Origin of the sequence: Pseudomonas sp. SR18, from assembly GCF_023701505.1 — a bacterium.
GTDB lineage: Bacteria > Pseudomonadota > Gammaproteobacteria > Pseudomonadales > Pseudomonadaceae > Aquipseudomonas > Aquipseudomonas cyclaminis.
Window position 1 is genome coordinate 34,174 of sequence record NZ_JAMQAU010000010.1, and the last position, 25,836, is coordinate 60,009.

Sequence of the window (25,836 nt, forward strand, 5' to 3'; positions counted from 1 at the left end):
AAAAGCCGGACGTTAGTCAGCAAAAGGCCATCTAAGTTCTTTACTTGTAGCTTGAAGCTTCGAACTTGTCGCTGCGTAGCTCTATAATGCGCGCCGGTTTTTGGGGTAATGGTCATGAGTACAGAAGATCCGCGGTTTGCAGGCGTCGCCCGCTTGTATGGCATTGAAGGCCTGGAACGCTTGAAAGCGGCCCATGTGGCGATCGTCGGCGTCGGCGGCGTGGGCTCCTGGGCGGCGGAAGCCATGGCCCGTTGTGGGGTAGGCGAGATTTCGCTGTTTGACCTGGACGATGTCTGCGTCAGCAACAGCAACCGCCAGTTGCACGCCCTGGACAGCACCGTGGGCAAGCCCAAAGTCGAGGTAATGGCCGAGCGCCTGCGCGGCATCAACCCGGACTGCACCGTGCACGCGGTGGCGGACTTCGTGACCCGCGACACCATGGCCGAATACATCACGCCGAATATTGATTGCGTGATCGACTGCATCGACGCCGTCAACGCCAAGGCCGCGCTGATTGCCTGGTGCAAGCGTCGCAAGATCCAGATCATCACCACCGGTGGCGCTGGTGGGCAGATTGACCCGACGCTGATCCAGGTGTGCGACCTGAACCGCACCTTCAATGATCCATTGGCGTCGAAAGTGCGCTCCACCCTGCGTCGTGACTACAATTTTTCCCGCACCGTGACCCGCCATTACAGCGTACCGTGCGTGTTTTCTTCCGAGCAGCTGCGCTATCCCAAGCCGGACGGCAGCATCTGTTTGCAGAAAAGTTTTGTGGGTGATGGGGTGAAGCTGGACTGCGCCGGTGGGTTTGGCGCGGTGATGATGGTCACGGCCACGTTCGGTATGGTGGCGGCGACCAAGGCGGTGGACAAGATTGTGGCTGGGGTGCGTCGGCCTTCGGAGCGGGTCAAGCCCGCCTGAATCTCAGGACTTTACACAGTTAAAAATGTGGGAGGGTGCTTGCCCCCTCCCACATTCAGCTTTGTGTTCGGCTGAGTTCGCGCATCCGCTGCAGAACTGCATTCAAACCGTTGCTGCGTGACGGGGAGAGTTGGCGCGAAAGCCCAAGTTGATTGAACCACTCCGGCAGATCAACTGCCTGCAACTCAGCAGCCGACAACCCATTGACCCGCGCCAGCAGCAACGCCACCAGCCCCCGGATCATTCGCGCATCACTGCTGGCGGAAAACTGCCACTGATCGTCCTGCAAGCAGCCCACCAACCACACCAGGCTTTCACAGCCCAGGACCAGGTTGGCGTCGACCTTCTCATCATCCGCTAAAGCCGGCAGCCGCTCGCCCCACTGCATCAGCATCCGCGCGCGTTGTTCCCAACTTCCTACGGCCTGGAAGGCTTCCAAGGCGGCAATCGCATCCACGGGCAAACTCATCGCAACATGTCCAGTGCCTGATCCAGCGCTTCAAAAAAGCGCTCAAGATCGTCGGAATCGTTGTACAGCGCCAGGGAAACGCGGATCGCTCCTGACAGTTGCATCGCCTTGAGCAACGGCATAGCGCAATGATGGCCGGCGCGTACCGCAATGCCTTGCTCGGTCAGCAGGTGCGCGAGGTCGGCGTTGTGCACGCCCTCGACCACAAAGCTGACCAGCGCCACCTGCGGCGAGCCCAGCACCCGCACGCCGTTGCGCGCCTTCAGGCCGTGCAACAGGTAGTCATGCAAGGCCGCTTCATGGGCGATGACCGCTTGCGGGTCCAGGGAACTCAGGTAATCCAGGCTGGCGCCCAGGCCGATCACGCTGGCAATCGGCGGAGTACCCGCCTCGAAGCCCAGCGGCGCGGGGCGAAAGCTCGCGCTGTGGTAGTCCGCCTGCTGCACCATCTCCCCGCCGAACTGCCAGTGGCGCAGGTGATGCAGGGCTTCGTTGCGGCCATAGAGCACGCCGACGCCGTCCGGGCCGTAAAGTTTGTGGCTGGAGAAAACATAAAAGTCGCATCCCAGCGCTTGCACGTCATGGCGACCGTGGACGATGCCTTGGGCGCCGTCGACCACGGTCAGGGCGCCGTGGGGCTGCGCCAAAGCCAGCAAGGCTTGCAGCGGTTGCCAGGCGCCAAGCACGTTGGACAACTGGCTCACTGCCAGCAGGCGCGTGCGTGGGCCGATCAACTCGGCGGCGGCGTGCAGGTCGATCACGCCGTCATCACTGAGTGGCAATACCACCAGCGTGAGCGCTCGACGTTTGGCCAGTTGCTGCCAGGGCAGCAGGTTGGCGTGGTGTTCCAGGGCGCTGATGACAATCTCATCGCCCGCATTGAATAAGTGCTCAAGGCCGTAGGCCAGGAGGTTCAGCGCAGAGGTAGCGCCGTGGGTAAACACGATTTGCCCGGTGTCACCTGCATTCAACCATTGCGCAACTTTGCTGCGACTGTCCTCGAAGGCCTGGGTCGCGTGGGCGCCCGGTAAATGCTGGGCACGGTGCACATTGGCTGCGCCGTTGGCGTAGTAATGGCTGATGGCATCCAATAAGGCTTGGGGTTTTTGCGTCGTAGCGGCGTTGTCCAGATAGGTCTGGTCTTGCCGTTGCAGGGTGGCAATGGCCGGAAAATCGGCGCGCCAGGGGGAGGGCACAAGCATGGTGGTCAAGACTCGTATAAGCGAGCCCCAGGATCGGGGCCCGCTAGTGGCATCGAGTGGCTGCTTAGTTGTGAGCGTGCAGCGCTTCGTTCAGTTCGATGGCCGATTTGTGGGTTTTGCACTCCACGGCACCCGTCTCGGAATTGCGGCGGAACAGCAGGTCCGGTTGACCGGCCAATTCACGTGCCTTGACCACTTTGACCAATTGGTTCTGCTCATCCAGCAGCGCAACCTTGGTCCCGGCAGTCACATACAAGCCCGATTCCACGGTGTTGCGGTCGCCCAACGGGATACCGATACCGGCGTTGGCGCCGATCAGGCAGCCTTCGCCAACCTTGATCACAATATTGCCGCCGCCCGACAGGGTGCCCATGGTGGAGCAGCCGCCGCCCAGGTCCGAGCCCTTGCCGACGAACACGCCTGCCGACACGCGGCCTTCGATCATGCCCGGGCCTTCAGTGCCGGCGTTGAAGTTGACGAAACCTTCGTGCATCACCGTGGTGCCTTCGCCCACGTAGGCGCCCAGGCGGATACGTGCCGCGTCAGCGATACGCACGCCGGCCGGAACCACGTAGTCGGTCATTTTCGGGAATTTGTCCACCGAGAACACTTCCAGCAGCTCGCCACGCAGGCGTGCTTCCAGTTGGCGTTCGGCCAGTTCGCCGATGTCGATCGCGCCCTGGCTGGTCCAGGCCACGTTCGGCAGCTGCGGGAACACGCCAGCCAGGCTCAGGCCGTGGGGCTTGACCAGGCGGTGGGACAGCAAGTGCAGTTTGAGGTAGGCCTCAGGCGTGGAGGTCAGTGCGGCGTCTTCGGCCAGCAGGGTGGCGACCAGCGGCGTGTGGCTTTCCGCCAGGCGGCTCAGCAGAGCGGCTTGGGTGGCGTCGACGCCCTTGAGCGCGTCGGCCAGTTGCAGCGCCTGGGTCACAGTGAAGGTGATCGCCTGGTTACCTTCGGTGTAACCGAGGATCGGCGCGATGGCCGCGACGATTTCAGCCGATGGATTAAGCAGCGGTTGTGCGTAAAACACTTCCAGCCAAGCACCTTGGCGGTTCTGAGTGCCAACGCCGAAGCCCAGGCTGAACAGGGAATGGGACATGCTGTTACCTCTACAAAAATGGAAGGGCTGGCCTACTTGAGGGCCGCCGAATAACTATCTGGCTTGAAGCCAATCAGGGTTCTGTCACCGAGATCAAGCACCGGGCGCTTGATCATCGAAGGTTGCGCGAGCATCAATTCAATGGCTTTCGACTGATCGAGATCGGCTTTGCGTTCGTCTTCGAGTTTGCGAAAGGTGGTGCCCGCACGGTTCAAAACCACCTGCCAACCGTGCTCGTCGCACCATTGGGTCAAGTGTTCGCGGTCGATACCGGCCGTTTTGTAGTCGTGGAACTCATAGTTCACAGCGTGCTCATCGAGCCAGGTGCGCGCCTTTTTCATGGTGTCGCAGGCTTTGATGCCGAAAAGGTGCAACGTTTTGCTTGAAGCGGTCAAGGAATTGCCCCCTTTTAGGATGCTCAAAACGAAAGGTCCGGGATTATGCCACGACCAGCGGGTTTGGGTGCCGGTCGTCCTGCGCTGTGCGACTTTTGTGCAAAAGCCAGCGCGTAACATAGCCGGTTAATATGGCACTTCAGTGGCCAGTTGTTGCCTGATGTGTGTCGTTGCAAGTCGATTGTCCGGGAAAACCGCGTTGGGCAAACCGCCTGCACCGTTCTTATTCATTTTCCGGCCTGCACCAGGATCACGGCATTCGGACAGCTATCACGCCTATCAAAGTATCGAGCTGGGGTTTATGAGTGTGCCTCATGAGCCCTTGCCGATTTACCCGTCTAGTCCATATTCGCCAGCGCGCTTACTGTTCTGCCAACGTTAAATGTCGGGAGATCGAAATGCACAAGCGCGCGCTCGGAACCAGTTCACTTGAAGTCTGCGCCTTGGGTTTAGGCTGCATGGGCTTGAGCCATGGCTACGGCCCCGCTACGGACACCCAACAAGCTATCTCATTGATGGCGGCAAATCCCCATGGAGCCGGCGGATCTTGCCGGGCACAACTGCATCAATCTGCGCCTCCCGACTCATGGGAGCCTCATGCAGTGGGATTTCGAGAAGAACGGTCACGAGCTCAAGGCACGCGTAGAAGGCCAATGGACATTCAACAGCAGCGTGCCAATTTTGCGTGCGGCTGTGGCGGAATGTGGTTTGGCGTTTCTTCCAGAAGACATGGTGGCCAACGAATTAGCGGAGGGCAGTCTCGTGCGGGTTCTGGAAGATTGGTGCCAGCCGTTCGCGGGCTACCATCTTTACTATCCGAATCGACGTGAGCATTCATCCGCATTTGGCGTTGTGGTTGACGCATTAGTTTATAAACAATGAGCGATGGGCAGAGCGGGCCTATTGTGGCAGCGCAAGCTTCGGCTCAAAGCCCTGCGTGCGCAACGCCTTGAGTTATGCAGTCTGAGTCGGCATCACGAAATCGCGGACGATGTATTGCGGGAGGCATTGGCGGAGCTTGATATGAGTGAGGCGAACCTGGGATTGAGAAAGTAGCGTCTTCGCCCTTATCGGGTCTGGGGTAGGTTTTTTTCGCCCAGGCAATGTCCCCCGCACTGAGTGTCGAGCCTCCTGAGTGGTACACGTTGCTAGTGGTCAAGCCGGGGTCGATGGCGTAATGCATGATCGAGTCTGGATCGTAGGGCAAAAAATCGTAGGACTCGCTGCGCGGTAGCGGTAGAAAGTTGGTTTGCTGATCGGGTTGTGGGTAGTTCAGGTCAAGAACAGCGTGATCCCATTGGACATTGGCATCGGGATGTTGATGCGCGTGGTGTGCGCCCAGCATGTGCCCGAACTCATGCAGCACGGTTTGGTTGAATGACGGTAACGTATGATCTCTCGGCAGGCTCATCGTTGGGGCGCCATACAAAGCACGTTGAGCGTCGTTACCTATCCGTGAGGAGCCGCCCGCGTCGCCTACCATGTTCTGCGTAATTTTAGCGTCGCCCTCGTCGCCCGATACGAACTCGAACGTGAGGTTGATATGGGTTGACCACTCGTTGGCGGCGTTTTTGACTGCCCGCACATAGGGGTCATCCATCGGGTAATCGTACATCGCGATCTTGATAGTGCTGTTTTGCGGCCAGTATTTAGCGGGTTCACCCACGTTGCGTCGACTTCTGGAAAGGCGTTCGGGTTGATCGACTCGGTCGTTCGAGCGATCAGTGGGGGGAGGGGAACAGGGGGTAAAAACGTTGGCTGAGATCATGGCTTTTTCCCGTTGGAGTCAGTGACGAATCTGTTGACTGATTTGTCCTGAACGCAGGGGAAGTTCCAGCATGGAGTGTATGCAATGTTTAACTTGGCCCGTGATATCTGTCAGATACCACGGGCGATAGCGTTTATTTTCGACGCTGAATGAAATCCCGGATCCGCTCAGCCGCTTCCACACACTCCGCCAACGGCGCAACCAGCGCCAGGCGCACACGGCCGGCCCCAGGGTTGAAGCCATCGACTTCCCGCGACAGGTACGAGCCCGGCACCACGGTCACGTGCTCTTGCACGAACAAATCCCGGCAGAACGCGGCATCGTCGCCATTCACATTCGGCCACAGGTAGAAACCACCATCGGGGTGTTGCACATCGAGCACCGGCTTGAGAATCGCCAGCACAGCGTCGAATTTCTCGCGATACAAGTCACGATTGGCCAGCACGTGGGCTTCGTCCTGCCAGGCGGCGATGCTGGCCAGTTGCGTTTGTACCGGCATCGCGCAGCCATGGTAGGTGCGGTACAGCAGGAAGGCCTTGAGGATGTCCGCATCGCCGGCCACAAAACCGGAGCGCAGGCCCGGCAGGTTGGAGCGCTTGGACAGGCTGTGGAACACCACGCAGCGCTTGAAGTCCTGGCGGCCCAGTTCGACACAGGCGCTCAGCAGGCCCGACGGCGGGTTTTGTTCGTCGAAGTACAGCTCGCTGTAGCACTCGTCGGCGGCGATGACGAAGTCGTATTCGTCGGCCAGGGCGATCAGTTTTTTCAGGGTCTCGACCGGGATCAGCGCGCCGGTCGGGTTACCGGGGGAGCACAGGAACAGGATCTGGCAGCGTTTCCAGATATCCGGCGTCACAGCGTCGAAGTCCGGGTTGAAGCCGTTCTCATCCAGGCATGGCAGGTAATGCGGCTTGGCCCCGGCCAGGAACGCGGCGCCTTCGTAGATTTGGTAGAACGGGTTCGGGCTGACGACCAGCGCATCGTCGCCACGGTTGACCACGGTCTGGGTGAAGGCGAACAGCGCCTCGCGGGTGCCGTTGACCGGCAGGATATTGCGCGCCGGGTCGAGCCAGCCCTTGGGCACGTTGAAGCGACGTTCACACCAGGCGCCGATGGCCTCGCGCAGCGCCGGGATGCCCAGGGTGGTGGGGTACACCGCCATCTGGTCGAGGTTGCTGCTCAGTGCCTCGGCCACGAAGGTCGGGGATTTGTGCTTGGGCTCGCCGATGGACAGCGCAATCGGGCGCTTGTCCGGGTTCGGCGTGACGCTGCCCAGCAGTGCGCGCAGTTTCTCGAACGGGTAGGGTTGCAGCTGGTTCAGGGCGTTGTTCATGGGAATCTCGTGCAAGGCGTTAAAAACTGGAATGAGGTTTAGATCGTCAGGCGCGTCAGCTCGACGCCGGGTTCCTGAGTCACGCTCAACTGCTGCACGATGGCTTCCTGCAATCGCAGGCACAGCTCAGGATCGGACAGTGGCTGGTTGTCGGCGTCGGTAATAAAGAACACGTCTTCCACGCGCTCGCCGAGGGTCGCAATCTTGGCGTTCTGCAATGACAGGTCGAACTCCAGGAAGATCCCGCCGATACGTGCCAGCAGGCCCGGGCGGTCCGGCGCGCTGAGTTCCAGCACGGTGACCGGGCGCTGCGCGTCGTTGGAGATGGTCACCTGGGGCGCAAATGCAAAGTGCTTGAGCTGGCGCGGCACCCGGCGCTGGATGATGGTCGGGTAGTCGTCCGGGTTGCGCAGGGCCTCGGTGAGGCCTTCGCGGATCTTTTTCACCCGCGCCGGGTTGTCGCCGATGGACTCGCCTTCGGTGTCGAGCACGATATAGGTGTCGAGGGTGAACTGGCTGCTGGAAGTGATCACCCGGGCATCGTGGATGTTCAGGTTGAGCTGGTCCATGGCCGCCACGGTCACGGCGAAGAAGTCGTGCTGGTCGGGCGCATAGATGAAAATCTGCGTGCCGCCTTCGAATTCGCGCTGGGTGGTTTCCTTGATCAGTACCAGCGGGCCGCCATCGGCGGGCTGCTGCAGGATCGCGTCAGTGTGCCAGGCTACATCGCCGGCAGTGTGGCGCAGGAAGTAATCATCACCCAATTGCGACCACAGCTGCTCGACGTCGTCTGGGTCGTTGCCGCCGCGCACCAGGATATCCAGCGCCGCGCTTTGGGTGCGGCGGATCTGCTCTTCGCGGTCCACCGGGTTTTCCAGGCCACGGCGCAGCGCACGCTTGGTCTCGGTGTACAGCTGGCGCAACAGGCTGGCGCGCCACGAGTTCCACAGCGTCGGGTTGGTGGCGTTGATGTCGGAGACGGTCAGCACGTACAGGTAGTCGAGGCGGGTTTCATCGCCGACCGCCTGTGCGAAGTCATGGATCACCTGCGGGTCGGACAAGTCCTTGCGCTGGGCCGTGGTCGACATGACCAGATGGTTCTGCACCAACCAGACGATCAGGCGGCTGTCCCATTGCGGCAGTTGGTGGCGCTGGCAGAAGGCCTCCGCGTCGACCGCGCCGACTTCGGAGTGGTCGCCATGCCGGCCCTTGCCGATGTCGTGGTACAGGCCGGCCAGGTAGATCAGTTCCGGCTTGGGCAGCTTGGCCATGAGCTTACTGGCCAGCGGGAATTTCTCCGACACCTGGGTGTATTGCAGCTTACGCAGGTGCTTGATCAGGTTCAGGGTGTGCGCATCCACCGTATAGATGTGGAACAGGTCGTGCTGCATCTGCCCGACGATAAAACCGAACTCCGGCAGATAGCGCCCGAGAATGCCGTAGCGGTTCATGCGACGCAGATTGCGATGGATACCGATCTTGCACTTGAACAGCTCGATAAACAGGCTGGTGTTGCGGATGTCATTGCGGAAATCATCGTCGATCAGGTGACGGTTTTCCCGTAGCAGGCGGATGGTGTCGGCGCGCACACCTTTGATTTCCGGCTGCTGGGCCATCAATACGAAGATTTCCAGCATGGCGAACGGGGTGCGGCGGAACACGTTGTCGTTGCGTGCCTCGATATAGCCGTCGTGCAGTTGGAAGCGCGAATTGATTGGCTGCGGCGGTGCTTCGTCTTCGGGGGCGAGGATCACTTCTTCGAAGTGCTGGATGATCAGGTCGCTGAGCTGGGCAATGCTCATGACCACCCGGTAGTACTGCTGCATGAAGCTTTCAATGCTGGTCTTGGCGTCTTCGCCTTCAAAGCCCAGCAGGGTGGCGATGGAGCGTTGATGGTCGAACAGCAGGCGGTCTTCGGAACGGCCGGCGAGCATGTGCAGGGCGTAGCGCACTTTCCAGATGAATTCCTGGGATGAGGCCAACAGGGCGTTTTCGCTTTCTACCAGAAAGCCTTCGCCAGCCAGGGCGCGCAGGTTCAGGGTGCCGTACTGGCGACGGGCTACCCACAAAATCGTCTGGATGTCGCGCAGCCCGCCCGGCGAGCCTTTGACGTTGGGTTCCAGGTTGTATTCAGTGTCGTTGTACTTGTGGTGCCGGGTCTTCTGCTCGGCGCGCTTGGCCAGGAAGAACTCCTTGCTCGGCCACATATGCGCGGTGCTGGTGACTTCCAGCATGCGCTGGCGCAGGCGCTCGGGGCCCGCGATAGTGCGGCTTTCCATCAGGTTGGTGATTACGGTGAGGTCGGCGCGGGCCTCTTCGGCGCATTCGTCCACCGAGCGCACACTCTGGCCGACTTCAAGGCCGATGTCCCACAGCAGCGTCAGAAAACGCTCGATGGAATCGCGAAAGGTCTCATGGTCGGCGCTGTCCAGCAGGATCAGCAGGTCGATGTCGGAGTAGGGGTGCAGTTCGCCACGGCCATAGCCGCCGACGGCCACCAGGGCGATATCGGCGTCTTCACTCCAGTTGAACTGTTCCCAGGCCTTTTGCAGGATGTTGTCGACGAACCAGGCGCGGTCCTCGATCAGTCGGCGGATGTCCCGGCCGCTGCGAAAGCGCTCATCGAGCACCTCGCGGGCCTGGCGGATCGCTTTCTTGAAAGCGGCGATGGGGCTTGCCTTCAGGGCCAGTTCGGCCTGGAACTGGCCACGGTCGAAGAGTTCGGGATCCACCTGGGGCATCGATCGGCTTTCCTTTCTATCTATAGTCAGTCACAACACGCTGTGGGAAAACCTGGGCAACCTTCAAGCCGAAATGCGAGGGATCGTGTCGTCGGCGCGCAGGGTGAAGATCTCGTAGCCGGTTTCGGTGACCAGCAGGGTGTGTTCCCACTGGGCCGAGAGCTTGCGGTCCTTGGTGATGGCGGTCCAGCCGTCGCCCAGCACCTTGGTGTCGGCCTTGCCCTGGTTGATCATCGGCTCGATGGTAAAGGTCATGCCTGCCTTGAGCTCCATGCCGGTGCCGGCGCGGCCGTAGTGCAGGATCTGCGGTTCTTCATGGAATACGGTGCCGATGCCGTGGCCACAGAAATCACGTACCACCGAGAAACCGTTCTTTTCAGCGTGTTTCTGGATCACTTCACCGATATCGCCCAGGCGGCAGCCGGGCTTGACGATTTCGATGGCCTTGTACATGCATTCCTGGGTGACCTGGGACAGGCGCTCGGCCCAGACCGGCACGTTGCCGACGTGGAACATGCGGCTGGTGTCGCCGAAGTAGCGGTCCTTGATCACGGTGACGTCGATGTTAAGGGTGTCGCCGTCTTTCAGGGGTTTGTCGCACGGGATGCCGTGGCAGACCACGTGGTTGATCGAGGTGCAGATCGACTTGGGGAAGCCCTTGTAGTTCAGCGGCGCAGGAATGGCGCCCTGCACATTGACGATATAGTCATGGCAGATCTGGTTCAGGGTGTCGGTGGTGACGCCTGGCTTGACGTGTTCGGCAATCATTTCCAGTACGTCGGCAGCCAATTTACCGGCAATGCGCATGCCGGCGATGTCTTCGGCGGTTTTCAAACTAACAGTCATACAGGCTCTCTCTAGCGCGGCGCGCTGAAATCAATACGGTTTACGGGCGCGCGACAAAAGGTTACAGAATTCGCACAAGCCCCAAAAAACGCGATTCTAACAGACGCGGGCGGCAAATCATGAGCCCCTGACGATCGCTTCTATCTATGAGGTGGGGCTATATCCGCTCTATTCAAAGGGTTGCGCATCACTCGCGCACGCCAAATGTGATTGCGGGTTCCGTTTTCGCCCTTCGTGTGGTATAAAATGCGCCGCTTTCCGGGGATGCCCCGAAGAGCTTAAATCCACACACGTGTCGACACGATGACCTGGGTGCCGGAGGCCTTGATGCCGCTGGTTGGTCATTGGGATACGTGGAGGCCAAACCCGACTTATTAAGGAACTATCATGTCCCAAGTCAACATGCGCGATATGCTGAAGGCCGGTGTGCACTTCGGTCACCAGACCCGTTACTGGAACCCGAAAATGGGTAAATACATTTTCGGCGCGCGTAACAAGATCCACATCATCAACCTTGAAAAAACCCTGCCAATGTTCAACGAAGCTCTGACTTTCGTAGAGCGCCTGGCCCAGGGCAAAAACAAGATTCTGTTCGTCGGCACCAAGCGTTCCGCTGGCAAGATCGTTGCTGAAGAAGCAGCACGTTGCGGTTCGCCGTACGTCGATCACCGCTGGTTGGGCGGCATGCTGACCAACTTCAAAACCATCCGTGCTTCCATCAAGCGTCTGCGTGACCTTGAAGTGCAAGCCGAAGACGGTACTTTCGCCAAGCTGACCAAGAAAGAAGCGCTGATGCGCTCCCGTGACCTGGAAAAGCTCGATCGTTCCCTGGGTGGTATCAAGGACATGGGCGGTCTGCCTGACGCACTGTTCGTTATCGACGTTGATCACGAGCGCATCGCGATCACCGAAGCCAACAAGCTGGGCATCCCTGTTATCGGCGTAGTCGATACCAACAGCAGCCCGGAAGGCGTTGACTACATCATCCCAGGCAACGATGACGCAATCCGCGCTATCCAGCTGTACATGGGTTCGATGGCTGACGCTGTAATCCGTGGTCGTAACCACGTTGCTGGTGGTACCGAGCAGTTCGTTGAAGAAGCTCCGGTAGCCGCAGCTGAGTAATTGACGCCCTGGCGTTGACTCAGTAAGCAAAAAGGGGGCTTGGCCCCCTTTTTGCCACCTCGAAAACCATTTGTGAGCGGCGCAGCTACATCATCTGTAACGTGCAGCGGCCTACAAGGGTGGTTCGGGAAGAATTGATCCCCCGTTCGATCGGGTGGAATGGTTGAAAACCTATCCAAGAGGAATTTGAAAATGGCAGCAATTACTGCAGCGTTGGTTAAAGAACTGCGTGAGCGTACCGGCGAAGGCATGATGGATTGCAAGAAAGCCCTGGAAAAGGCTGACGGCGACATCGAAAAAGCCATTGATGACATGCGTGCTTCCGGCGCCATCAAGGCTGCCAAGAAAGCAGGCAACGTAGCTGCTGAAGGCGCTATCGCTCTGAAAGAAGACGGCAAATCTGCCGTTCTGCTGGAAGTGAACTCGCAGACCGACTTCCTGGCTCTGCAGGACGACTTCAAGGCATTTGTTGCTGCCAGCGTTGAAAAAGCGTTCGCCGACAAACTGACTGACGTCGCTCCGCTGATCGAGGCTCAAGAAGCTGCTCGCCTGGTACTGGTCGGCAAGGTTGGCGAAAACGTCAACATCCGTCGCCTGGTACGCGTTGAAGGTGATGTTGTTGGCGGTTACCTGCACGGCAACAAGATCGGTGTTGCAGTTGTCCTGAAAGGCGGCAACGTTGAACTGGCCAAAGACATCGCTATGCACGTAGCGGCCAGCAACCCTGAGTTCCTGCTGCCTTCGGAAGTTTCTGCCGAAGCCATCGAGCGCGAAAAAGCTGTGTTCCTGCAGCTGAACGAAGAAAAAATCAAAGGCAAGCCAGAAAACATTGTTGAGAACATGGTCAAAGGCCGTATCAGCAAGTTCCTGGCTGAAGCAAGCCTGGTTGAGCAGGCGTTCGTCAAGAACCCTGAAATCAAGGTTGGCGAACTGGCTAAGAAAGCCGGTGCTGAAATCGTTTCCTTCACTTACTTCAAAGTAGGCGAAGGCATCGAGAAGCCGGTCGACAACTTCGCTGAAGAAGTTGCTGCCCAGCTGGCTGCCGCCAAGCAATAAGACAGTTTTCAACTGTCGCCCGAAAGAGGCTGCCCGCTCACGCGCGCAGCCTCTTTTCAAATGGGCAGGCCGAATTTATTTGGCTTACCCTCGGAACTGGCTTACAAAGCCGTGTTCCGATGGCGCTGTGACAGCGTCCAGCTAGAGTGAACGCAAGCCGTAAACGGCTCGCCAAGAATTTTTAAAAATACGCCGCAGGAGAGATTCGCAATGGCTCAGCAGGGCAGTGGTTATCAGGCTCGCTATAAACGCATTCTACTCAAGCTCAGCGGCGAGGCCCTGATGGGCTCGGAAGAGTTCGGGATTGATCCCAAGGTGCTCGACCGCATGGCGCTGGAAGTCGGCCAATTGGTCGGCATCGGCGTACAAGTCGGCCTGGTGATCGGTGGCGGTAACCTGTTCCGTGGCGCGGCACTGAGTGCGGCCGGTATGGATCGGGTCACTGGCGACCACATGGGCATGCTGGCCACTGTGATGAACGCCCTGGCGATGCGTGATGCCCTGGAGCGTGCCAATATCTCGGCTATCGTGATGTCGGCTATTTCCATGGTAGGCGTGACCGATCACTATGATCGCCGCAAAGCCATGCGCCATTTGAACTCAAAAGAAGTGGTGATCTTCGCCGCCGGTACCGGTAACCCGTTCTTTACCACTGATTCCGCGGCGTGCTTGCGTGCCATTGAAATCGATGCTGATGTGGTACTGAAGGCGACCAAGGTAGATGGTGTGTACACCGCAGACCCATTCAAAGACCCGCATGCCGAGAAGTTCGATCATCTGACCTACGATGAAGTGCTGGATCGCAAGCTGGGTGTGATGGATCTGACGGCTATTTGCCTGTGCCGCGACCACAAGATGCCGCTGCGCGTATTTAATATGAACAAGCCCGGCGCCCTGCTGAATATCGTACACGGCGGCGCAGAAGGGACTCTGATCGAGGAAGGCCAACAATGATCAACGAAATCAAGAAAGACGCTCAAGAGCGTATGCAGAAATCCCTGGAATCCCTGGCCCATGCATTTGGCCAGATTCGTACCGGCAAGGCGCACCCGAGCATCCTGGGTAGCGTGATGGTCCCGTACTACGGCACCGACACCTCCATCACTCAGGTGGCCAACATCACCGTCAAGGACTCGCGCACCCTGCAAGTCGTGGCCTTCGAGCGCAACATGCTCGGTGCTGTCGACAAGGCAATCCAGAGCGCGGGCCTGAACCTCAACCCGACCAACCTGGGTGAGTTGCTGTTGATCTCCATGCCAGCTCTGACTGAGGAAACTCGCAAGGGCTTCACCAAGCAGGCGCGTAGCGCAGCTGAAGATGCACGCGTTGCTGTGCGTAACATCCGTCGCGATGCTTTGGGTGACCTGAAGAAGTTGGTCAAGGACAAGGAAATCAGCGAAGACGAAGAGCGTCGCGCCGTTGCCGATATCGATAAGCTGACCAAGGACGCCGAGGCCCAGATCACCAAGGCTACCGACGATAAAGAAAAGGACCTGATGGCCGTATAAGGGGTCAGGACGCCTTCATGGAAAAGACCAAGCAGACTGTACCCTCTGTGGTGCCGCGCCATGTCGCGATCATCATGGATGGGAATAATCGCTGGGCGAAGAAACGCTTTATGCCCGGTGTCGCCGGGCATAAAGCGGGTGTTGATGCGGTGCGGGCTGTGATTGAGGTGTGTGCCGAGGCCAAGGTCGAGGTGTTGACCTTGTTCGCCTTTTCCAGTGAAAACTGGCAGCGGCCTGCCGAAGAGGTCAGCGCCTTGATGGATCTGTTCTTCAAGGCGTTGCGTCGTGAGGCCAAGCGTCTTAACGACAACAATATCAGCCTGCGCATCATCGGTGATCGCTCGCGCTTCCACCCGGAACTGCAGGCGGCCATGCGCGAAGCCGAGGCCATCACGGCTGGCGCCAACCGTTTTGTGTTGCAGATCGCAGCCAATTACGGCGGCCAGTGGGATATCGCCCAAGCTGCGCAGCGGCTGGCTCGCGAAGTGCAGGCCGGTCATCTGCGGCCGGACGACATCACGCCTGAGCTGTTGCAAACCTGCCTGGTGACCGGCGACCTGCCGTTGCCAGACTTGTGCATCCGTACCGGCGGCGAGCATCGCATCAGCAACTTCCTCTTGTGGCAGTTGGCCTACACCGAGCTGTACTTCTCCGACCTGTTCTGGCCGGACTTCAAACACGATGCCATGCGCACCGCGCTGGCCGATTTCGCTTCCCGCCAACGTCGCTTCGGTAAAACGAGCGAGCAGGTCGAAGCTGGAGCCCGGGTTTAAATGCTTAAACAACGAATCATCACAGCACTGATCCTGTTGCCGATCGCCTTGTGTGGGTTTTTCCTGCTCGACGGTTCCGGTTTTGCCCTGTTTATTGGCCTGGTTGTAACCCTTGGTGCCTGGGAATGGGCGCGATTGGCAGGGTTCAACGCACAGTTGCCACGCGTGGCGTATGCCGCAGTGGTGGCGGTGTTGCTGTTTCTCATGCATACCCTGTCGAGCATCATCGTCCCTTGGGTGCTGGGCGCTGCGGTACTGTGGTGGGCGCTTGCGACCTATCTGGTGCTGACGTTCCCGCGCAGCAGTGGGCATTGGTCCAGTGTGGCCAGCAAGTTGGTGATTGGCTTGTTGATTCTGTTGCCTGCCTGGCAAGGGTTGGTGGAGATCAAGAATGCGCCGATGGGCAATTGGCTGATCATGGCGGTGATGGTGCTGGTGTGGGGCGCGGATATCGGCGCCTACTTCTCGGGTCGGGCATTCGGCAAGCGCAAGCTGGCGCCAGCGGTCAGTCCGGGCAAGAGTTGGGAAGGGGTGTACGGCGGTCTGGCATTGACCCTGCTGATCACCTTGGTGGTCGGCGTTGTACGGGATTGGTCGGTCACGGACATCTTCCTCGCCCTGCTGGGCACGGCCATCGTCGTCTTTATTTCGGTTGTGGGCGATCTCACCGAAAGCATGTTCAAGCGCCAGGCCGGGATCAAGGACAGCAGTAACCTGCTGCCGGGCCACGGCGGGGTGCTGGACCGTATCGACAGCCTTACCGCTGCCATCCCGATCTTTGCCGTGCTGTTGTGGATGACTGCTTCGTGAGCCGTCTGCAACAAGTGACCGTGCTCGGTGCAACCGGCTCGGTAGGGTTGAGCACCCTTGACGTGATCGCACGTCACCCTGACCGCTATCAAGTGTTTGCCCTGACCGGATTCACCCGCCTGAGCGAATTGCTGGCGTTGTGTGTACGCCACGTGCCGCGTTTTGCGGTGGTGCCTGAAGCGGTAGCGGCGCGCAGTCTGCAGGATGACTTGCGGGCTGCCGGGCTGGCCACTCAGGTGCTGGTGGGCGAGGAGGGGTTGTGCCAGGTCTCGGCCGATGCGCAAGTCGATACAGTGGTTGCCGCTATCGTCGGTGCCGCGGGCCTGCGCCCAACCTTGGCTGCCGTTGATGCGGGCAAAAAAATCCTGCTGGCCAATAAAGAAGCGCTGGTGATGTCCGGTGCACTCTTTATGCAGGCGGTGCGTAAAAGCGGTGCCGTGCTGCTGCCCCTGGACAGTGAGCACAACGCAATCTTCCAGTGCATGCCCGGTGACTATGCCCGTGGCTTGAGCCAGGTTGGCGTGCGTCGGATTCTGCTCACGGCCTCCGGTGGTCCTTTTCGACAAACTCCACTGGCAGACCTGGAGCAGGTGTCTCCGGATCAGGCGTGCGCTCATCCGAACTGGTCCATGGGGCGCAAGATCTCCGTGGATTCGGCCAGCATGATGAACAAGGGTCTGGAGTTGATCGAGGCCTGCTGGTTGTTCGACGCACGGCCGGACCAGGTTGAGGTGGTCATCCACCCGCAAAGCGTGATTCATTCGCTGGTCGACTATGTGGACGGTTCGGTATTGGCCCAGTTGGGCAATCCCGATATGCGCACGCCGATCGCCAACGCCCTGGCCTGGCCGGAGCGGATTGATTCCGGTGTGGCGCCTCTGGACCTGTTTGCAGTCGCTCGCCTGGACTTTGAAGCACCGGACGAGCAGCGCTTTCCTTGTCTGCGCTTGGCGCGACACGCGGCAGAGGCGGGTAACAGTGCGCCGGCGATGCTCAATGCAGCTAACGAGGTGGCCGTGGCGGCGTTTCTCGAACGGCGCATCCGCTTTCCGCAGATCGCGAGTATTATCGAGGACGTCCTGAGTCTTGAGCCTGTGGTGGCTGTGAATGACCTTGGGGCAGTATTTGAGGCGGACTCCAAGGCGCGGACCTTGGCCGAGCAATGGTTGAGCCGCAACACGCGTTAGTCTGTGGGCGCGTTTGAGCCTTCAGGCACTGGATTGGAATGCGGAGAAATTAGATGAGTGCGCTTTACATGATTGTCGGCACCCTGGTTGCTCTGGGTGTGCTGGTCACCTTCCACGAATTCGGCCACTTCTGGGTGGCGCGTCGTTGCGGCGTCAAGGTACTGCGTTTTTCCGTCGGTTTCGGCATGCCGCTGGTTCGCTGGCACGACCGTCATGGTACGGAGTTCGTGATTGCGGCCATCCCGTTGGGTGGCTACGTCAAGATGCTCGATGAGCGCGAAGGCGAAGTGCCGGCTGACCAATTGGATCAATCCTTCAATCGCAAGACCGTTCGTCAGCGTATCGCTATCGTTGCTGCTGGCCCGATCGCCAACTTCCTGTTGGCAATGTTCTTCTTCTGGGTCTTGGCCATGCTCGGCAGCGAGCAGGTGCGTCCAGTCATCGGCGCGGTCGAGGCAGACAGTATCGCGGCCAAGGCAGGTCTGGTTGCCGGCCAGGAAATTGTTTCTATAGATGGCGAGCCGACCACCGGGTGGGGCGCGGTCAATCTGCAACTGGTGCGCCGCTTGGGTGAAAGCGGCACCGTCAATGTCGTGGTGCGTGAGCAGGATTCCAATGCTGAAACCCCGCGTTCGTTGGCCTTGGACCAGTGGCTCAAAGGCGCTGATGAGCCTGATCCGATCAAATCCCTGGGTATCCGTCCGTGGCGTCCTGCGCTGCCACCGGTGCTTGCCGAGCTGGATCCGAAGGGCCCGGCCCAGGCCGCAGGCCTGAAAACCGGCGATCGCCTGCTGGCCCTCGATGGCCAGGCGCTGGGGGAATGGCAACAAGTGGTCGATCTGGTGCGTGTACGCCCTGATACCAAAATTGTGCTGAAAGTTGAGCGCGATGGTGCTCAAATCGACGTCCCCGTGACCCTGGCGGTACGTGGCGAAGCCAAGGCGGCCGGGGGTTACCTGGGTGCTGGCGTCAAGAGCCCCGAGTGGCCGCCATCGATGGTGCGTGAGGTCAGTTTCGGGCCGTTGGCGGCAATTGGCGAGGGTGCAAAACGCACCTGGACCATGAGTGTGCTGACCCTTGAATCCCTCAAGAAAATGTTGTTCGGCGAGCTCTCGGTAAAAAACTTGAGTGGACCGATAACCATTGCTAAAGTGGCGGGCGCTTCTGCCCAGTCGGGTGTCGCGGATTTCCTGAATTTCCTGGCTTATCTGAGTATTAGCCTGGGTGTTCTGAATTTGCTGCCCATTCCTGTATTGGATGGGGGGCATCTGTTGTTTTATCTGGTCGAGTGGGTGCGTGGTCGCCCCTTGTCGGATCGGGTGCAGGGTTGGGGGATACAGATCGGTATCAGTTTGGTGGTCGGGGTGATGTTGTTAGCCCTTGTCAACGATCTGGGTCGACTGTAACGCTTCGCTGAATTGCGAATCTGCCGCATTTTGCGGCAGTTTGTTTATTGCCAGTTGGAATAAGAAAGGACTTCATGAAACGTCTGCTGCTAACTGCGGTTCTCACCGTATTGATGATCGCCGAAGTTCACGCCGAGTCCTTCACCATCTCCGATATTCGCGTCAACGGCCTCCAGCGGGTTTCCGCGGGTAGCGTCTTTGGTGCGTTACCGTTGAACGTCGGTGAACAGGCTGATGACCGTCGCCTGGTGGAATCCACTCGTGCGCTGTTCAAAACCGGTTTCTTTCAAGACATCCAACTGGGGCGCGAAGGTAACGTCCTGGTCATCACTGTTGTCGAGCGACCTTCCGTCGCCAGTATCGAGATCGAGGGTAACAAGGCGATCTCTACTGAAGACCTCATGAAGGGTCTCAAGCAATCCGGCCTGGCCGAGGGCGAGATCTTCCAGCGTGCCACCCTTGAAGGTGTACGTAACGAACTGCAGCGTCAGTACGTTGCCCAGGGTCGCTACTCCGCGACCGTGGAAACGGAAGTGGTCCCGCAGCCTCGTAACCGTGTCGGCCTGAAGGTCAATATCAACGAAGGCACCGTGGCGGCCATTCAGCACATCAACGTGGTGGGCAACACCAAGTTTGCTGATGAAGACCTGATCGACCTGTTCGAGCTCAAGACCACCAACTGGCTGTCGTTCTTCAAGAACGATGACAAGTACGCCCGTGAGAAACTCTCCGGTGACCTGGAGCGTCTGCGTTCGTACTACTTGGACCGTGGCTATATCAATATGGATATCGCTTCGACCCAGGTGTCCATCACCCCGGACAAGAAGCACGTCTACATCACCGTCAACGTCAACGAAGGCGAGAAGTACAAGGTTCGTGACGTCAAGCTGAGCGGCGACTTGAAAGTGCCTGAAGACCAGGTCAAGGCCCTGCTGCTGGTTCAGAAAGACCAAGTGTTCTCGCGCAAGCTGATGACCACCACGTCCGAACTGATCACCCGTCGCCTGGGTAACGAAGGCTATACCTTCGCCAACGTCAACGGCGTACCGACCCCGCACGATGATGACCACACTGTGGACATCACCTTCGTGGTTGACCCAGGCAAGCGTGCCTACGTGAACCGCATCAACTTCCGTGGCAACACCAAGTCTGCGGACGAAGTGCTGCGCCGTGAAATGCGCCAGATGGAAGGTGGCTGGGCGTCGACGTACCTGATCGATCAGTCCAAGACCCGTCTTGAACGCCTGGGCTTCTTCAAGGAAGTCAACGTCGAAACCCCGGCTGTACCGGGCGTGGATGACCAGGTTGACGTGAATTACGCCGTAGAGGAACAAGCGTCGGGTTCCATCACCGCCAGCGTCGGTTTTGCGCAGAGCGCGGGCCTGATCCTGGGTGGGTCCATCACCCAGAACAACTTCCTCGGTACCGGTAATCGTGTCTCCATCGGCCTGACCCGCAGCGAATACCAGAGCCGCTATAACTTCGGTTATACCGACCCCTACTGGACTGCTGACGGTGTGAGCCTGGGCTACAACGCCTTCTACCGCACCACCGACTACAAAGACCTCGATGTTGACGTTGCAAGCTATGCGATCGACAGCCTCGGCGCGGGTGTCAACGTTGGCTACCCGATCAGCGAAACCTCGCGTCTCACCTTCGGCCTGACCGCGCAGCAGGATGAGATCAAGACCGGTGTCTACACCGTGGACGAAATCTTCGACTTCACCCGTCGTGAAGGTGACAAGTTCCTGAACTTCAAGGCGTCTGCCGGCTGGTCCGAGTCGACCCTGAACAAAGGTGTACTGGCGACCCGTGGTCACTCCCAGAGCCTGACCTTGGAAACCACCACGCCGGGCAGCGACCTGTCGTTCTTCAAACTCGACTACCGTGGCCAGTTGTTCCAGCCGCTGAGCGATAACTACACCATGCGCCTGCACACTGAGCTGGGTTATGGCGATGGTTATGGTTCGACCAACGGCTTGCCGTTCTATGAGAACTACTACGCCGGTGGTTTCAACTCGGTACGTGGCTTCAAGGACAGCACCTTGGGCCCGCGTGGTACGCCGAGCCGTGGTGCAGGTGTGACCGGTAACTCGGGCACTGTCGTCGACTCGGACGATGACCCGCTGCCATTCGGTGGTAACGTGTTGATCCAGGGTGGTGCGGAAATTCTGTTCCCGCTGCCGTTCGTCAAAGATCAGCGATCCCTGCGTACTTCGGTCTTCTGGGACGTGGGTAACGTGTTCGACTCCAAGTGTGAGCAGATCACCAACCCAAGCGGCGTGAAGTCCAAGACTCAATGCAACGACGTGAGCCTCAGCAACCTGGCGAGCTCAGTGGGTGTTGGCGTGACATGGGTGACTGCGCTTGGCCCGTTGAGCTTTGCTCTGGCCATGCCGATCAAGAAACCGGATAACGCTGAAACCCAGATTTTCCAATTCTCCCTCGGCCAGACGTTCTAAGCGTCTGACCCAAGATAACGACAACGGATTCTGTAGGAGTACATCGTGCGTAAGTTGACTCAATTGGTTCTGCTGGCCACCGTGCTGGTAACCACCCCGGCCTTCGCCGAAATGAAAATCGCCGTCCTGAACTATCAGATGGCATTGCTGGAGTCCGACGCGGCCAAGAAATACGCCGTGGATGCCGAGAAGAAATTCGGTCCGCAACTGACCAAGCTCAAGACACTGGAAAGCAGCGCCAAGGGCATCCAGGATCGTCTGGTAGCCGGTGGCGATAAAATGCAGCAAGGCGAGCGCGAGCGCCTGGAGCTTGAATTCAAGCAAAAGGCCCGCGACTACCAGTTCCAATCCAAGGAGCTGAACGAAGCCAAGGCTGTTGCCGACCGTGAAATGCTCAAGCAGCTCAAGCCGAAACTCGACAGCGCTGTGGAAGAAGTCATCAAGAAAGGTGCCTTTGACCTGGTGTTCGAGCGTGGCGCAGTGATCGACGTCAAGCCTCAATACGACATCACCCGTCAGGTGATCGAGCGCATGAACCAGCTGAAGTAAGCCATGACCGCGACTATCAAGCTCGGCGAGTTGGCCGAGTTCCTGGGGGCCACCTTGCGTGGCTCCCAGGAGAAGGAAATCACTGGGCTAGCCACCTTGCAGGAGGCTGGCCCAGCTCAGTTGAGCTTCCTCGCAAACCCTCAATACCGTAAATACCTCGTCGACAGCCAAGCCGCAGCCGTATTGCTCAAGGCTGCTGACGCCGAAGGGTTTGCCGGGGATGCGCTGGTGGTAGCTGATCCGTACCTGGCCTATGCGCAGGTGTCGCACCTGTTCGATCCGAAACCCAAGGCAGCCAGCGGTATTCACCCGTCGGCGGTGATCGCCGATGATGCCCAGGTTGATCCTGGTGCGAGCATTGGCGCCTTTGCGGTGATCGAGAGTGGTGCGCGCATTGCGGCCGGTGTAACCGTTGGTGCGCATTGTTTTATTGGTGCGCGCTGTGAAATCGGTGCCGATGGCTGGCTGGCACCCCGCGTGACCCTGTACCACGATGTGCGTATCGGTGAGCGTGTGGTCATTCAGTCAGGTGCTGTGATCGGCGGGGAGGGCTTCGGTTTTGCGAACTCCAAAGGTATCTGGAACAAGATTGCCCAGGTCGGCGGCGTTTTGATCGGCGACGACGTGGAAATCGGTGTCAACACAGCTGTCGATCGCGGGGCCTTGGCCGATACCGTGATCGGCAACGGTGTGAAGCTCGACAACCAGATCCAGATTGCCCACAACGTACAGATTGGCGATCACACCGCCATGGCGGCGTGCGTGGGGATTTCCGGCAGCACCAGGATCGGTAAGCATTGCATGCTTGCCGGTGGCGTCGGGCTGGTGGGGCATATCGATATTTGCGACAACGTTTTCATCACCGGCATGACCATGGTGACCCACTCGATTACCGAGCCTGGGGCCTATTCATCCGGTACCGCCATGCAGCCTGCGGCTGAATGGCGCAAGAGTGCAGCACGGTTGAGGCAGCTCGACGACATGGCTCGACGTCTCAAACAGCTGGAAAAGCGTGTTGGGGACGTGACCCCTGGCGGTAATGCTTCATCAGAAGGCTGATACCATTTCCATATCAAGTGTGCACAGCCGCTAGACTTGCCTCCTTGATTTGCTAGCGGGGCGTGCGTTTAGTCGCCCGCCCCCAATCTTTATTACAGGCTTCCCCCCGAAATGATGGACATCAACGAGATTCGCGAATACCTGCCTCACCGTTACCCGTTCCTGCTGGTGGACCGCGTAGTGGACCTCAATGTTGAGGAAAAGCGCATTCGTGCCTACAAGAATGTCAGCATCAACGAACCGTTCTTCAATGGTCACTTTCCCGCGCATCCCATCATGCCGGGCGTGTTGATCATCGAAGCGATGGCCCAGGCTGCCGGTATCCTTGGTTTCAAAATGCTTGACCTCAAGCCTGCCGACGGCACGCTTTACTATTTCGTGGGCTCCGACAAGTTGCGTTTCCGCAATCCGGTTACCCCGGGTGACCAGTTGATCCTGGAAGCCAAGTTCATCAGCTGCAAGCGCCAGATCTGGAAGTTCGAATGCCAGGCCTCGGTGGACGGCAAGCCGGTGTGCTCTGCCGAGATCATCTGTGCGGAACGCAAACTATGAGTTTGATTGACCCTCGCGCAATCATCGATCCGTCGGCCGTTCTGGCCGCCGACGTTGAGGTCGGCCCTTGGTCGATCATCGGCGCAGGTGTGGAAATCGGCGAGGGGACTGTCATCGGGCCGCACGTGATCCTCAAAGGTCCGACCCGCATTGGCAAACACAATCGCATCTACCAGTTTTCCTCGGTAGGCGAAGACACCCCGGACATGAAGTACAAGGGTGAAGAGACACGCTTGGTAATCGGTGATCACAACATCATCCGTGAAGGCGTGACCATTCACCGTGGCACCGTGCAGGATCGTGCCGAGACCACTCTGGGTGATCACAACTTGGTCATGGCTTATGCCCATATCGGCCACGACAGCGTGATCGGCAACCACTGCATTCTGGTCAACAACACGGCGTTGGCTGGCCATGTGCACGTTGACGATTGGGCGATCCTGTCTGGTTTCACCCTGGTGCATCAGTATTGCCATATCGGCGCCCACAGTTTTTCTGGCATGGGCACCGCCATTGGCAAGGATGTCCCTGCGTTTGTCACGGTGTTCGGCAACCCCGCCGAAGCCCGCAGCATGAACTTCGAAGGCATGCGCCGTCGTGGCTTCAGCGAAGAGGCCATCCATGCCCTGCGCCGTGCGTACAAGGTGGTTTACCGCCAGGGGCTGACGGTTGACCAGGCGTTGGCCCAACTGACCGAGCCGGCAGCGTTGTTCCCGGAAGTCGCGGTGTTCCGTGATTCGATCCAGGCATCGACCCGCGGCATCACCCGCTGATCATGGCCAATCTGCGTATTGCGCTGGTGGCCGGAGAAGCTTCCGGCGATATTCTGGGCGCAGGTCTGATGCGGGCCCTCAAGGCCCAGCATCCGGCGGTGGAGTTTATTGGCGTCGGTGGTCCGCTGATGCAGGCTGAAGGCCTTGTGTCCTACTTTCCCATGGAGCGCCTGTCGGTCATGGGGTTGGTGGAAGTGTTGGGTCGCCTGCGTGAGCTGTTGGCGCGCCGCAAGCTGCTGATTCAGACCCTGATCGAAGAAAAGCCCGACGTCTTCATCGGAATCGACGCGCCGGACTTCACCCTCAATATCGAACTCAAGTTGCGTCAGGCCGGGATCAAGACCGTGCATTACGTCAGCCCCTCCGTGTGGGCATGGCGACAGAAACGTGTGCTGAAGATCCGTGAAGGCTGCGACCTGATGTTGACCCTGTTGCCGTTCGAGGCCAGGTTCTACGAAGAACAGGGCGTGCCGGTGCGGTTTGTCGGGCATACCCTGGCGGACGACATCCCGTTACAGGCGGACCGTGCAGCGGCTCGCGCGCAGTTGGGCTTGCCCGATGGCCCGCTTGTCGCGTTGATGCCGGGCAGTCGGGGTGGCGAAGTCGGCCGGCTGGCCAGCGTGTTCTTCGATGCCGCCGAACGCCTGCAAGCCTTGAAGCCGGGTGTGCGTTTCGTACTGCCCTGTGCCAGCCCGCAGCGCCGTGCGCAGATCGAAACGCTGCTGGAAGGTCGCAACCTGCCGTTGACCCTGCTCGATGGCCGATCGCACCTGGCCCTGGCGGCCTGCGATGCGGTGCTGATTGCCTCAGGCACGGCCACCCTGGAGGCCTTGCTCTACAAGCGTCCGATGGTCGTGGCGTATCGCCTGGCGGCGCTGACGTTCTGGATTCTCAAGCGCATGGTCAAAAGTCCCTACATCTCTTTGCCCAACTTGCTGGCCCAGCGCCTGTTGGTGCCGGAGTTGTTGCAGGACGATGCAACGCCCGAGGCCTTGGCACAGACACTGCTGCCATTGATCGATGGCGGCGAAGAACAGACCCGAGGGTTTGATGAGATTCATCGCACCCTGCGCCGTGACGCATCGAACCAGGCGGCGGATGCCGTATTGACCTTGATCGGCCACAAACAGGAAGCTTTATGAGTACGCAAATGGGCCTGGATTTCAGCCTCGTTGCCCAAGCCGACGAACTGGTGGCCGGTGTTGACGAAGTAGGGCGCGGCCCCCTGTGCGGCGCTGTGGTCACGGCAGCGGTGATTCTTGACCCGAACCGTCCGATCCTCGGCCTGAATGATTCGAAGAAGCTCACTGAAGCGCGCCGCGAAAAGCTCTACGACGAGATCTGTGAGAAAGCCCTGAGCTGGCATATTGCCCGGGCCGAAGTCGAGGAAATCGATGAGTTGAACATCCTTCACGCCACCATGCTCGCCATGCAGCGTGCCGTTGAAGGCCTGCACATCACGCCCAAGCTCGCGATGATCGACGGCAACCGCTGCCCTAAACTGGCGATGGCGGCCGAGGCGGTGGTCAAGGGTGACAGCAAGGTCCCGGCCATCGCCGCGGCTTCGATCCTGGCCAAGGTCAGCCGTGACCGGGAAATGGCGGCGTTCGAGTTGATCTACCCTGGCTACGGCATCGGTGGGCATAAGGGCTATCCGACGCCCGTTCATCTGGAAGCCCTGGCCCGGCTCGGCCCCACGCCGATCCACCGCCGCTCGTTTGCCCCGGTACGCCTGGCTTACGAGGCGCGGGAGAGTCTCAGCGAGGTGTAGTCGCGAGGCTGATGTTTTTGCCAAGGCC

General features: G+C 59.2%; 23 protein-coding genes and 3 pseudogenes. 18 read left to right on the forward strand and 8 right to left on the reverse strand.

Annotation, left to right across the window (positions count from 1 at the left end; translation table 11 throughout):
- The first annotated feature begins 108 nt into the window (after positions 1-108).
- On the forward strand, positions 109-924 hold the full coding sequence (gene tcdA, locus NDJ82_RS16020; protein WP_099583368.1) for a tRNA cyclic N6-threonylcarbamoyladenosine(37) synthase TcdA: 816 nt from the start codon (positions 109-111) through the stop codon (positions 922-924).
- 55 nt (positions 925-979) lie between these two features.
- On the opposite strand, the gene NDJ82_RS16025 is transcribed toward tcdA, so the two are convergent.
- The 4 genes from NDJ82_RS16025 to NDJ82_RS16040 all read right to left on the reverse strand — a co-directional run bounded on the left by NDJ82_RS16025 (position 980) and on the right by NDJ82_RS16040 (position 4,089).
- Complete coding sequence (locus NDJ82_RS16025) at positions 980-1,393, reverse strand: SufE family protein (RefSeq protein ID WP_250925849.1); 414 nt, start codon at positions 1,391-1,393, stop codon at positions 980-982.
- Positions 1,390-2,595, reverse strand: coding sequence for an aminotransferase class V-fold PLP-dependent enzyme (locus NDJ82_RS16030; RefSeq protein WP_250925850.1), 1,206 nt, complete (start codon positions 2,593-2,595; stop codon positions 1,390-1,392). The genes NDJ82_RS16025 and NDJ82_RS16030 overlap by 4 nt, the downstream gene beginning before the upstream one ends.
- Positions 2,596-2,659: 64 nt before the next feature.
- Positions 2,660-3,694: a 2,3,4,5-tetrahydropyridine-2,6-dicarboxylate N-succinyltransferase gene (gene dapD / locus NDJ82_RS16035; protein ID WP_099583365.1), complete on the reverse strand. Its 1,035-nt coding sequence runs from the start codon at positions 3,692-3,694 to the stop codon at positions 2,660-2,662.
- Between the two features lie 32 nt (positions 3,695-3,726).
- Complete coding sequence (locus NDJ82_RS16040; RefSeq protein ID WP_112193855.1) at positions 3,727-4,089, reverse strand: ArsC family reductase; 363 nt, start codon at positions 4,087-4,089, stop codon at positions 3,727-3,729.
- A 398-nt stretch (positions 4,090-4,487) separates the two neighbouring features.
- Here NDJ82_RS16040 and NDJ82_RS16045 point away from each other — a divergent pair.
- Together NDJ82_RS16045 and NDJ82_RS16050 are read left to right on the forward strand one after the other, a co-directional pair.
- Positions 4,488-4,607 (forward strand): annotated as a pseudogene (locus tag NDJ82_RS16045) (aldo/keto reductase); the annotation flags it as partial.
- A gap of 1 nt (position 4,608) precedes the next feature.
- Positions 4,609-4,971 (forward strand): annotated as a pseudogene (locus NDJ82_RS16050) (LysR substrate-binding domain-containing protein); the annotation flags it as partial.
- Between the two features lie 301 nt (positions 4,972-5,272).
- Here the strand turns inward: NDJ82_RS16050 and NDJ82_RS27450 are convergent.
- From NDJ82_RS27450 to map, 4 genes and pseudogenes are all read right to left on the reverse strand, one after another.
- Positions 5,273-5,857 (reverse strand): annotated as a pseudogene (locus tag NDJ82_RS27450) (M12 family metallopeptidase); the annotation flags it as partial.
- A gap of 133 nt (positions 5,858-5,990) precedes the next feature.
- On the reverse strand, positions 5,991-7,190 hold the full coding sequence (dapC, locus tag NDJ82_RS16060; RefSeq protein ID WP_250925851.1) for a succinyldiaminopimelate transaminase: 1,200 nt from the start codon (positions 7,188-7,190) through the stop codon (positions 5,991-5,993).
- Between the two features lie 38 nt (positions 7,191-7,228).
- Positions 7,229-9,931, reverse strand: a complete 2,703-nt coding sequence (locus NDJ82_RS16065) for a [protein-PII] uridylyltransferase (RefSeq protein WP_112193860.1) — start codon at positions 9,929-9,931, stop codon at positions 7,229-7,231.
- Positions 9,932-9,994: 63 nt separating this feature from the next.
- Positions 9,995-10,777 (reverse strand): type I methionyl aminopeptidase, encoded by a 783-nt coding sequence (gene map, locus NDJ82_RS16070; protein ID WP_099583359.1) that lies wholly within the window; start codon positions 10,775-10,777, stop codon positions 9,995-9,997.
- A gap of 387 nt (positions 10,778-11,164) precedes the next feature.
- Here map and rpsB point away from each other — a divergent pair, with 387 nt between their 5' ends.
- The 15 genes from rpsB to rnhB all read left to right on the forward strand — a co-directional run bounded on the left by rpsB (position 11,165) and on the right by rnhB (position 25,808).
- Complete coding sequence (rpsB, locus tag NDJ82_RS16075) at positions 11,165-11,902, forward strand: 30S ribosomal protein S2 (RefSeq protein WP_003189158.1); 738 nt, start codon at positions 11,165-11,167, stop codon at positions 11,900-11,902.
- 192 nt (positions 11,903-12,094) lie between these two features.
- Positions 12,095-12,958 carry a translation elongation factor Ts gene (gene tsf, locus NDJ82_RS16080; RefSeq protein WP_099583358.1) on the forward strand — a complete coding sequence of 288 codons (864 nt, stop codon included), beginning with the start codon at positions 12,095-12,097 and terminating at the stop codon, positions 12,956-12,958.
- 210 nt (positions 12,959-13,168) lie between these two features.
- The gene (pyrH, locus tag NDJ82_RS16085) at positions 13,169-13,912 is read left to right on the forward strand and encodes a UMP kinase (RefSeq protein ID WP_003189161.1); all 744 of its coding nucleotides are present in this window, start codon (positions 13,169-13,171) and stop codon (positions 13,910-13,912) included.
- On the forward strand, positions 13,909-14,466 hold the full coding sequence (frr, locus tag NDJ82_RS16090; protein ID WP_058421673.1) for a ribosome recycling factor: 558 nt from the start codon (positions 13,909-13,911) through the stop codon (positions 14,464-14,466). The genes pyrH and frr overlap by 4 nt, the downstream gene beginning before the upstream one ends.
- Positions 14,467-14,483: 17 nt before the next feature.
- Complete coding sequence (gene uppS, locus NDJ82_RS16095; RefSeq protein WP_099583356.1) at positions 14,484-15,239, forward strand: polyprenyl diphosphate synthase; 756 nt, start codon at positions 14,484-14,486, stop codon at positions 15,237-15,239.
- The gene (locus NDJ82_RS16100; RefSeq protein ID WP_099583355.1) at positions 15,240-16,049 is read left to right on the forward strand and encodes a phosphatidate cytidylyltransferase; all 810 of its coding nucleotides are present in this window, start codon (positions 15,240-15,242) and stop codon (positions 16,047-16,049) included.
- Positions 16,046-17,236, forward strand: coding sequence for a 1-deoxy-D-xylulose-5-phosphate reductoisomerase (gene ispC / locus NDJ82_RS16105; RefSeq protein WP_112193864.1), 1,191 nt, complete (start codon positions 16,046-16,048; stop codon positions 17,234-17,236). The genes NDJ82_RS16100 and ispC overlap by 4 nt, the downstream gene beginning before the upstream one ends.
- 53 nt (positions 17,237-17,289) lie before the next feature.
- Complete coding sequence (gene rseP / locus NDJ82_RS16110) at positions 17,290-18,642, forward strand: sigma E protease regulator RseP (protein WP_099583353.1); 1,353 nt, start codon at positions 17,290-17,292, stop codon at positions 18,640-18,642.
- A gap of 74 nt (positions 18,643-18,716) precedes the next feature.
- Positions 18,717-21,104, forward strand: a complete 2,388-nt coding sequence (gene bamA / locus NDJ82_RS16115; protein ID WP_099583352.1) for an outer membrane protein assembly factor BamA — start codon at positions 18,717-18,719, stop codon at positions 21,102-21,104.
- Positions 21,105-21,149: 45 nt separating this feature from the next.
- On the forward strand, positions 21,150-21,653 hold the full coding sequence (locus tag NDJ82_RS16120) for an OmpH/Skp family outer membrane protein (RefSeq protein ID WP_003172279.1): 504 nt from the start codon (positions 21,150-21,152) through the stop codon (positions 21,651-21,653).
- A gap of 3 nt (positions 21,654-21,656) precedes the next feature.
- On the forward strand, positions 21,657-22,712 hold the full coding sequence (lpxD, locus tag NDJ82_RS16125; RefSeq protein WP_112193868.1) for a UDP-3-O-(3-hydroxymyristoyl)glucosamine N-acyltransferase: 1,056 nt from the start codon (positions 21,657-21,659) through the stop codon (positions 22,710-22,712).
- A 111-nt stretch (positions 22,713-22,823) separates the two neighbouring features.
- Positions 22,824-23,264 carry a 3-hydroxyacyl-ACP dehydratase FabZ gene (gene fabZ, locus NDJ82_RS16130; protein ID WP_003172281.1) on the forward strand — a complete coding sequence of 147 codons (441 nt, stop codon included), beginning with the start codon at positions 22,824-22,826 and terminating at the stop codon, positions 23,262-23,264.
- Positions 23,261-24,037 (forward strand): acyl-ACP--UDP-N-acetylglucosamine O-acyltransferase, encoded by a 777-nt coding sequence (lpxA, locus tag NDJ82_RS16135; protein ID WP_099583350.1) that lies wholly within the window; start codon positions 23,261-23,263, stop codon positions 24,035-24,037. The genes fabZ and lpxA overlap by 4 nt, the downstream gene beginning before the upstream one ends.
- 2 nt (positions 24,038-24,039) lie before the next feature.
- The gene (gene lpxB / locus NDJ82_RS16140; protein ID WP_250925852.1) at positions 24,040-25,179 is read left to right on the forward strand and encodes a lipid-A-disaccharide synthase; all 1,140 of its coding nucleotides are present in this window, start codon (positions 24,040-24,042) and stop codon (positions 25,177-25,179) included.
- The gene (rnhB, locus tag NDJ82_RS16145) at positions 25,176-25,808 is read left to right on the forward strand and encodes a ribonuclease HII (RefSeq protein WP_099583348.1); all 633 of its coding nucleotides are present in this window, start codon (positions 25,176-25,178) and stop codon (positions 25,806-25,808) included. The genes lpxB and rnhB overlap by 4 nt, the downstream gene beginning before the upstream one ends.
- Positions 25,809-25,836: the final 28 nt, after the last annotated feature.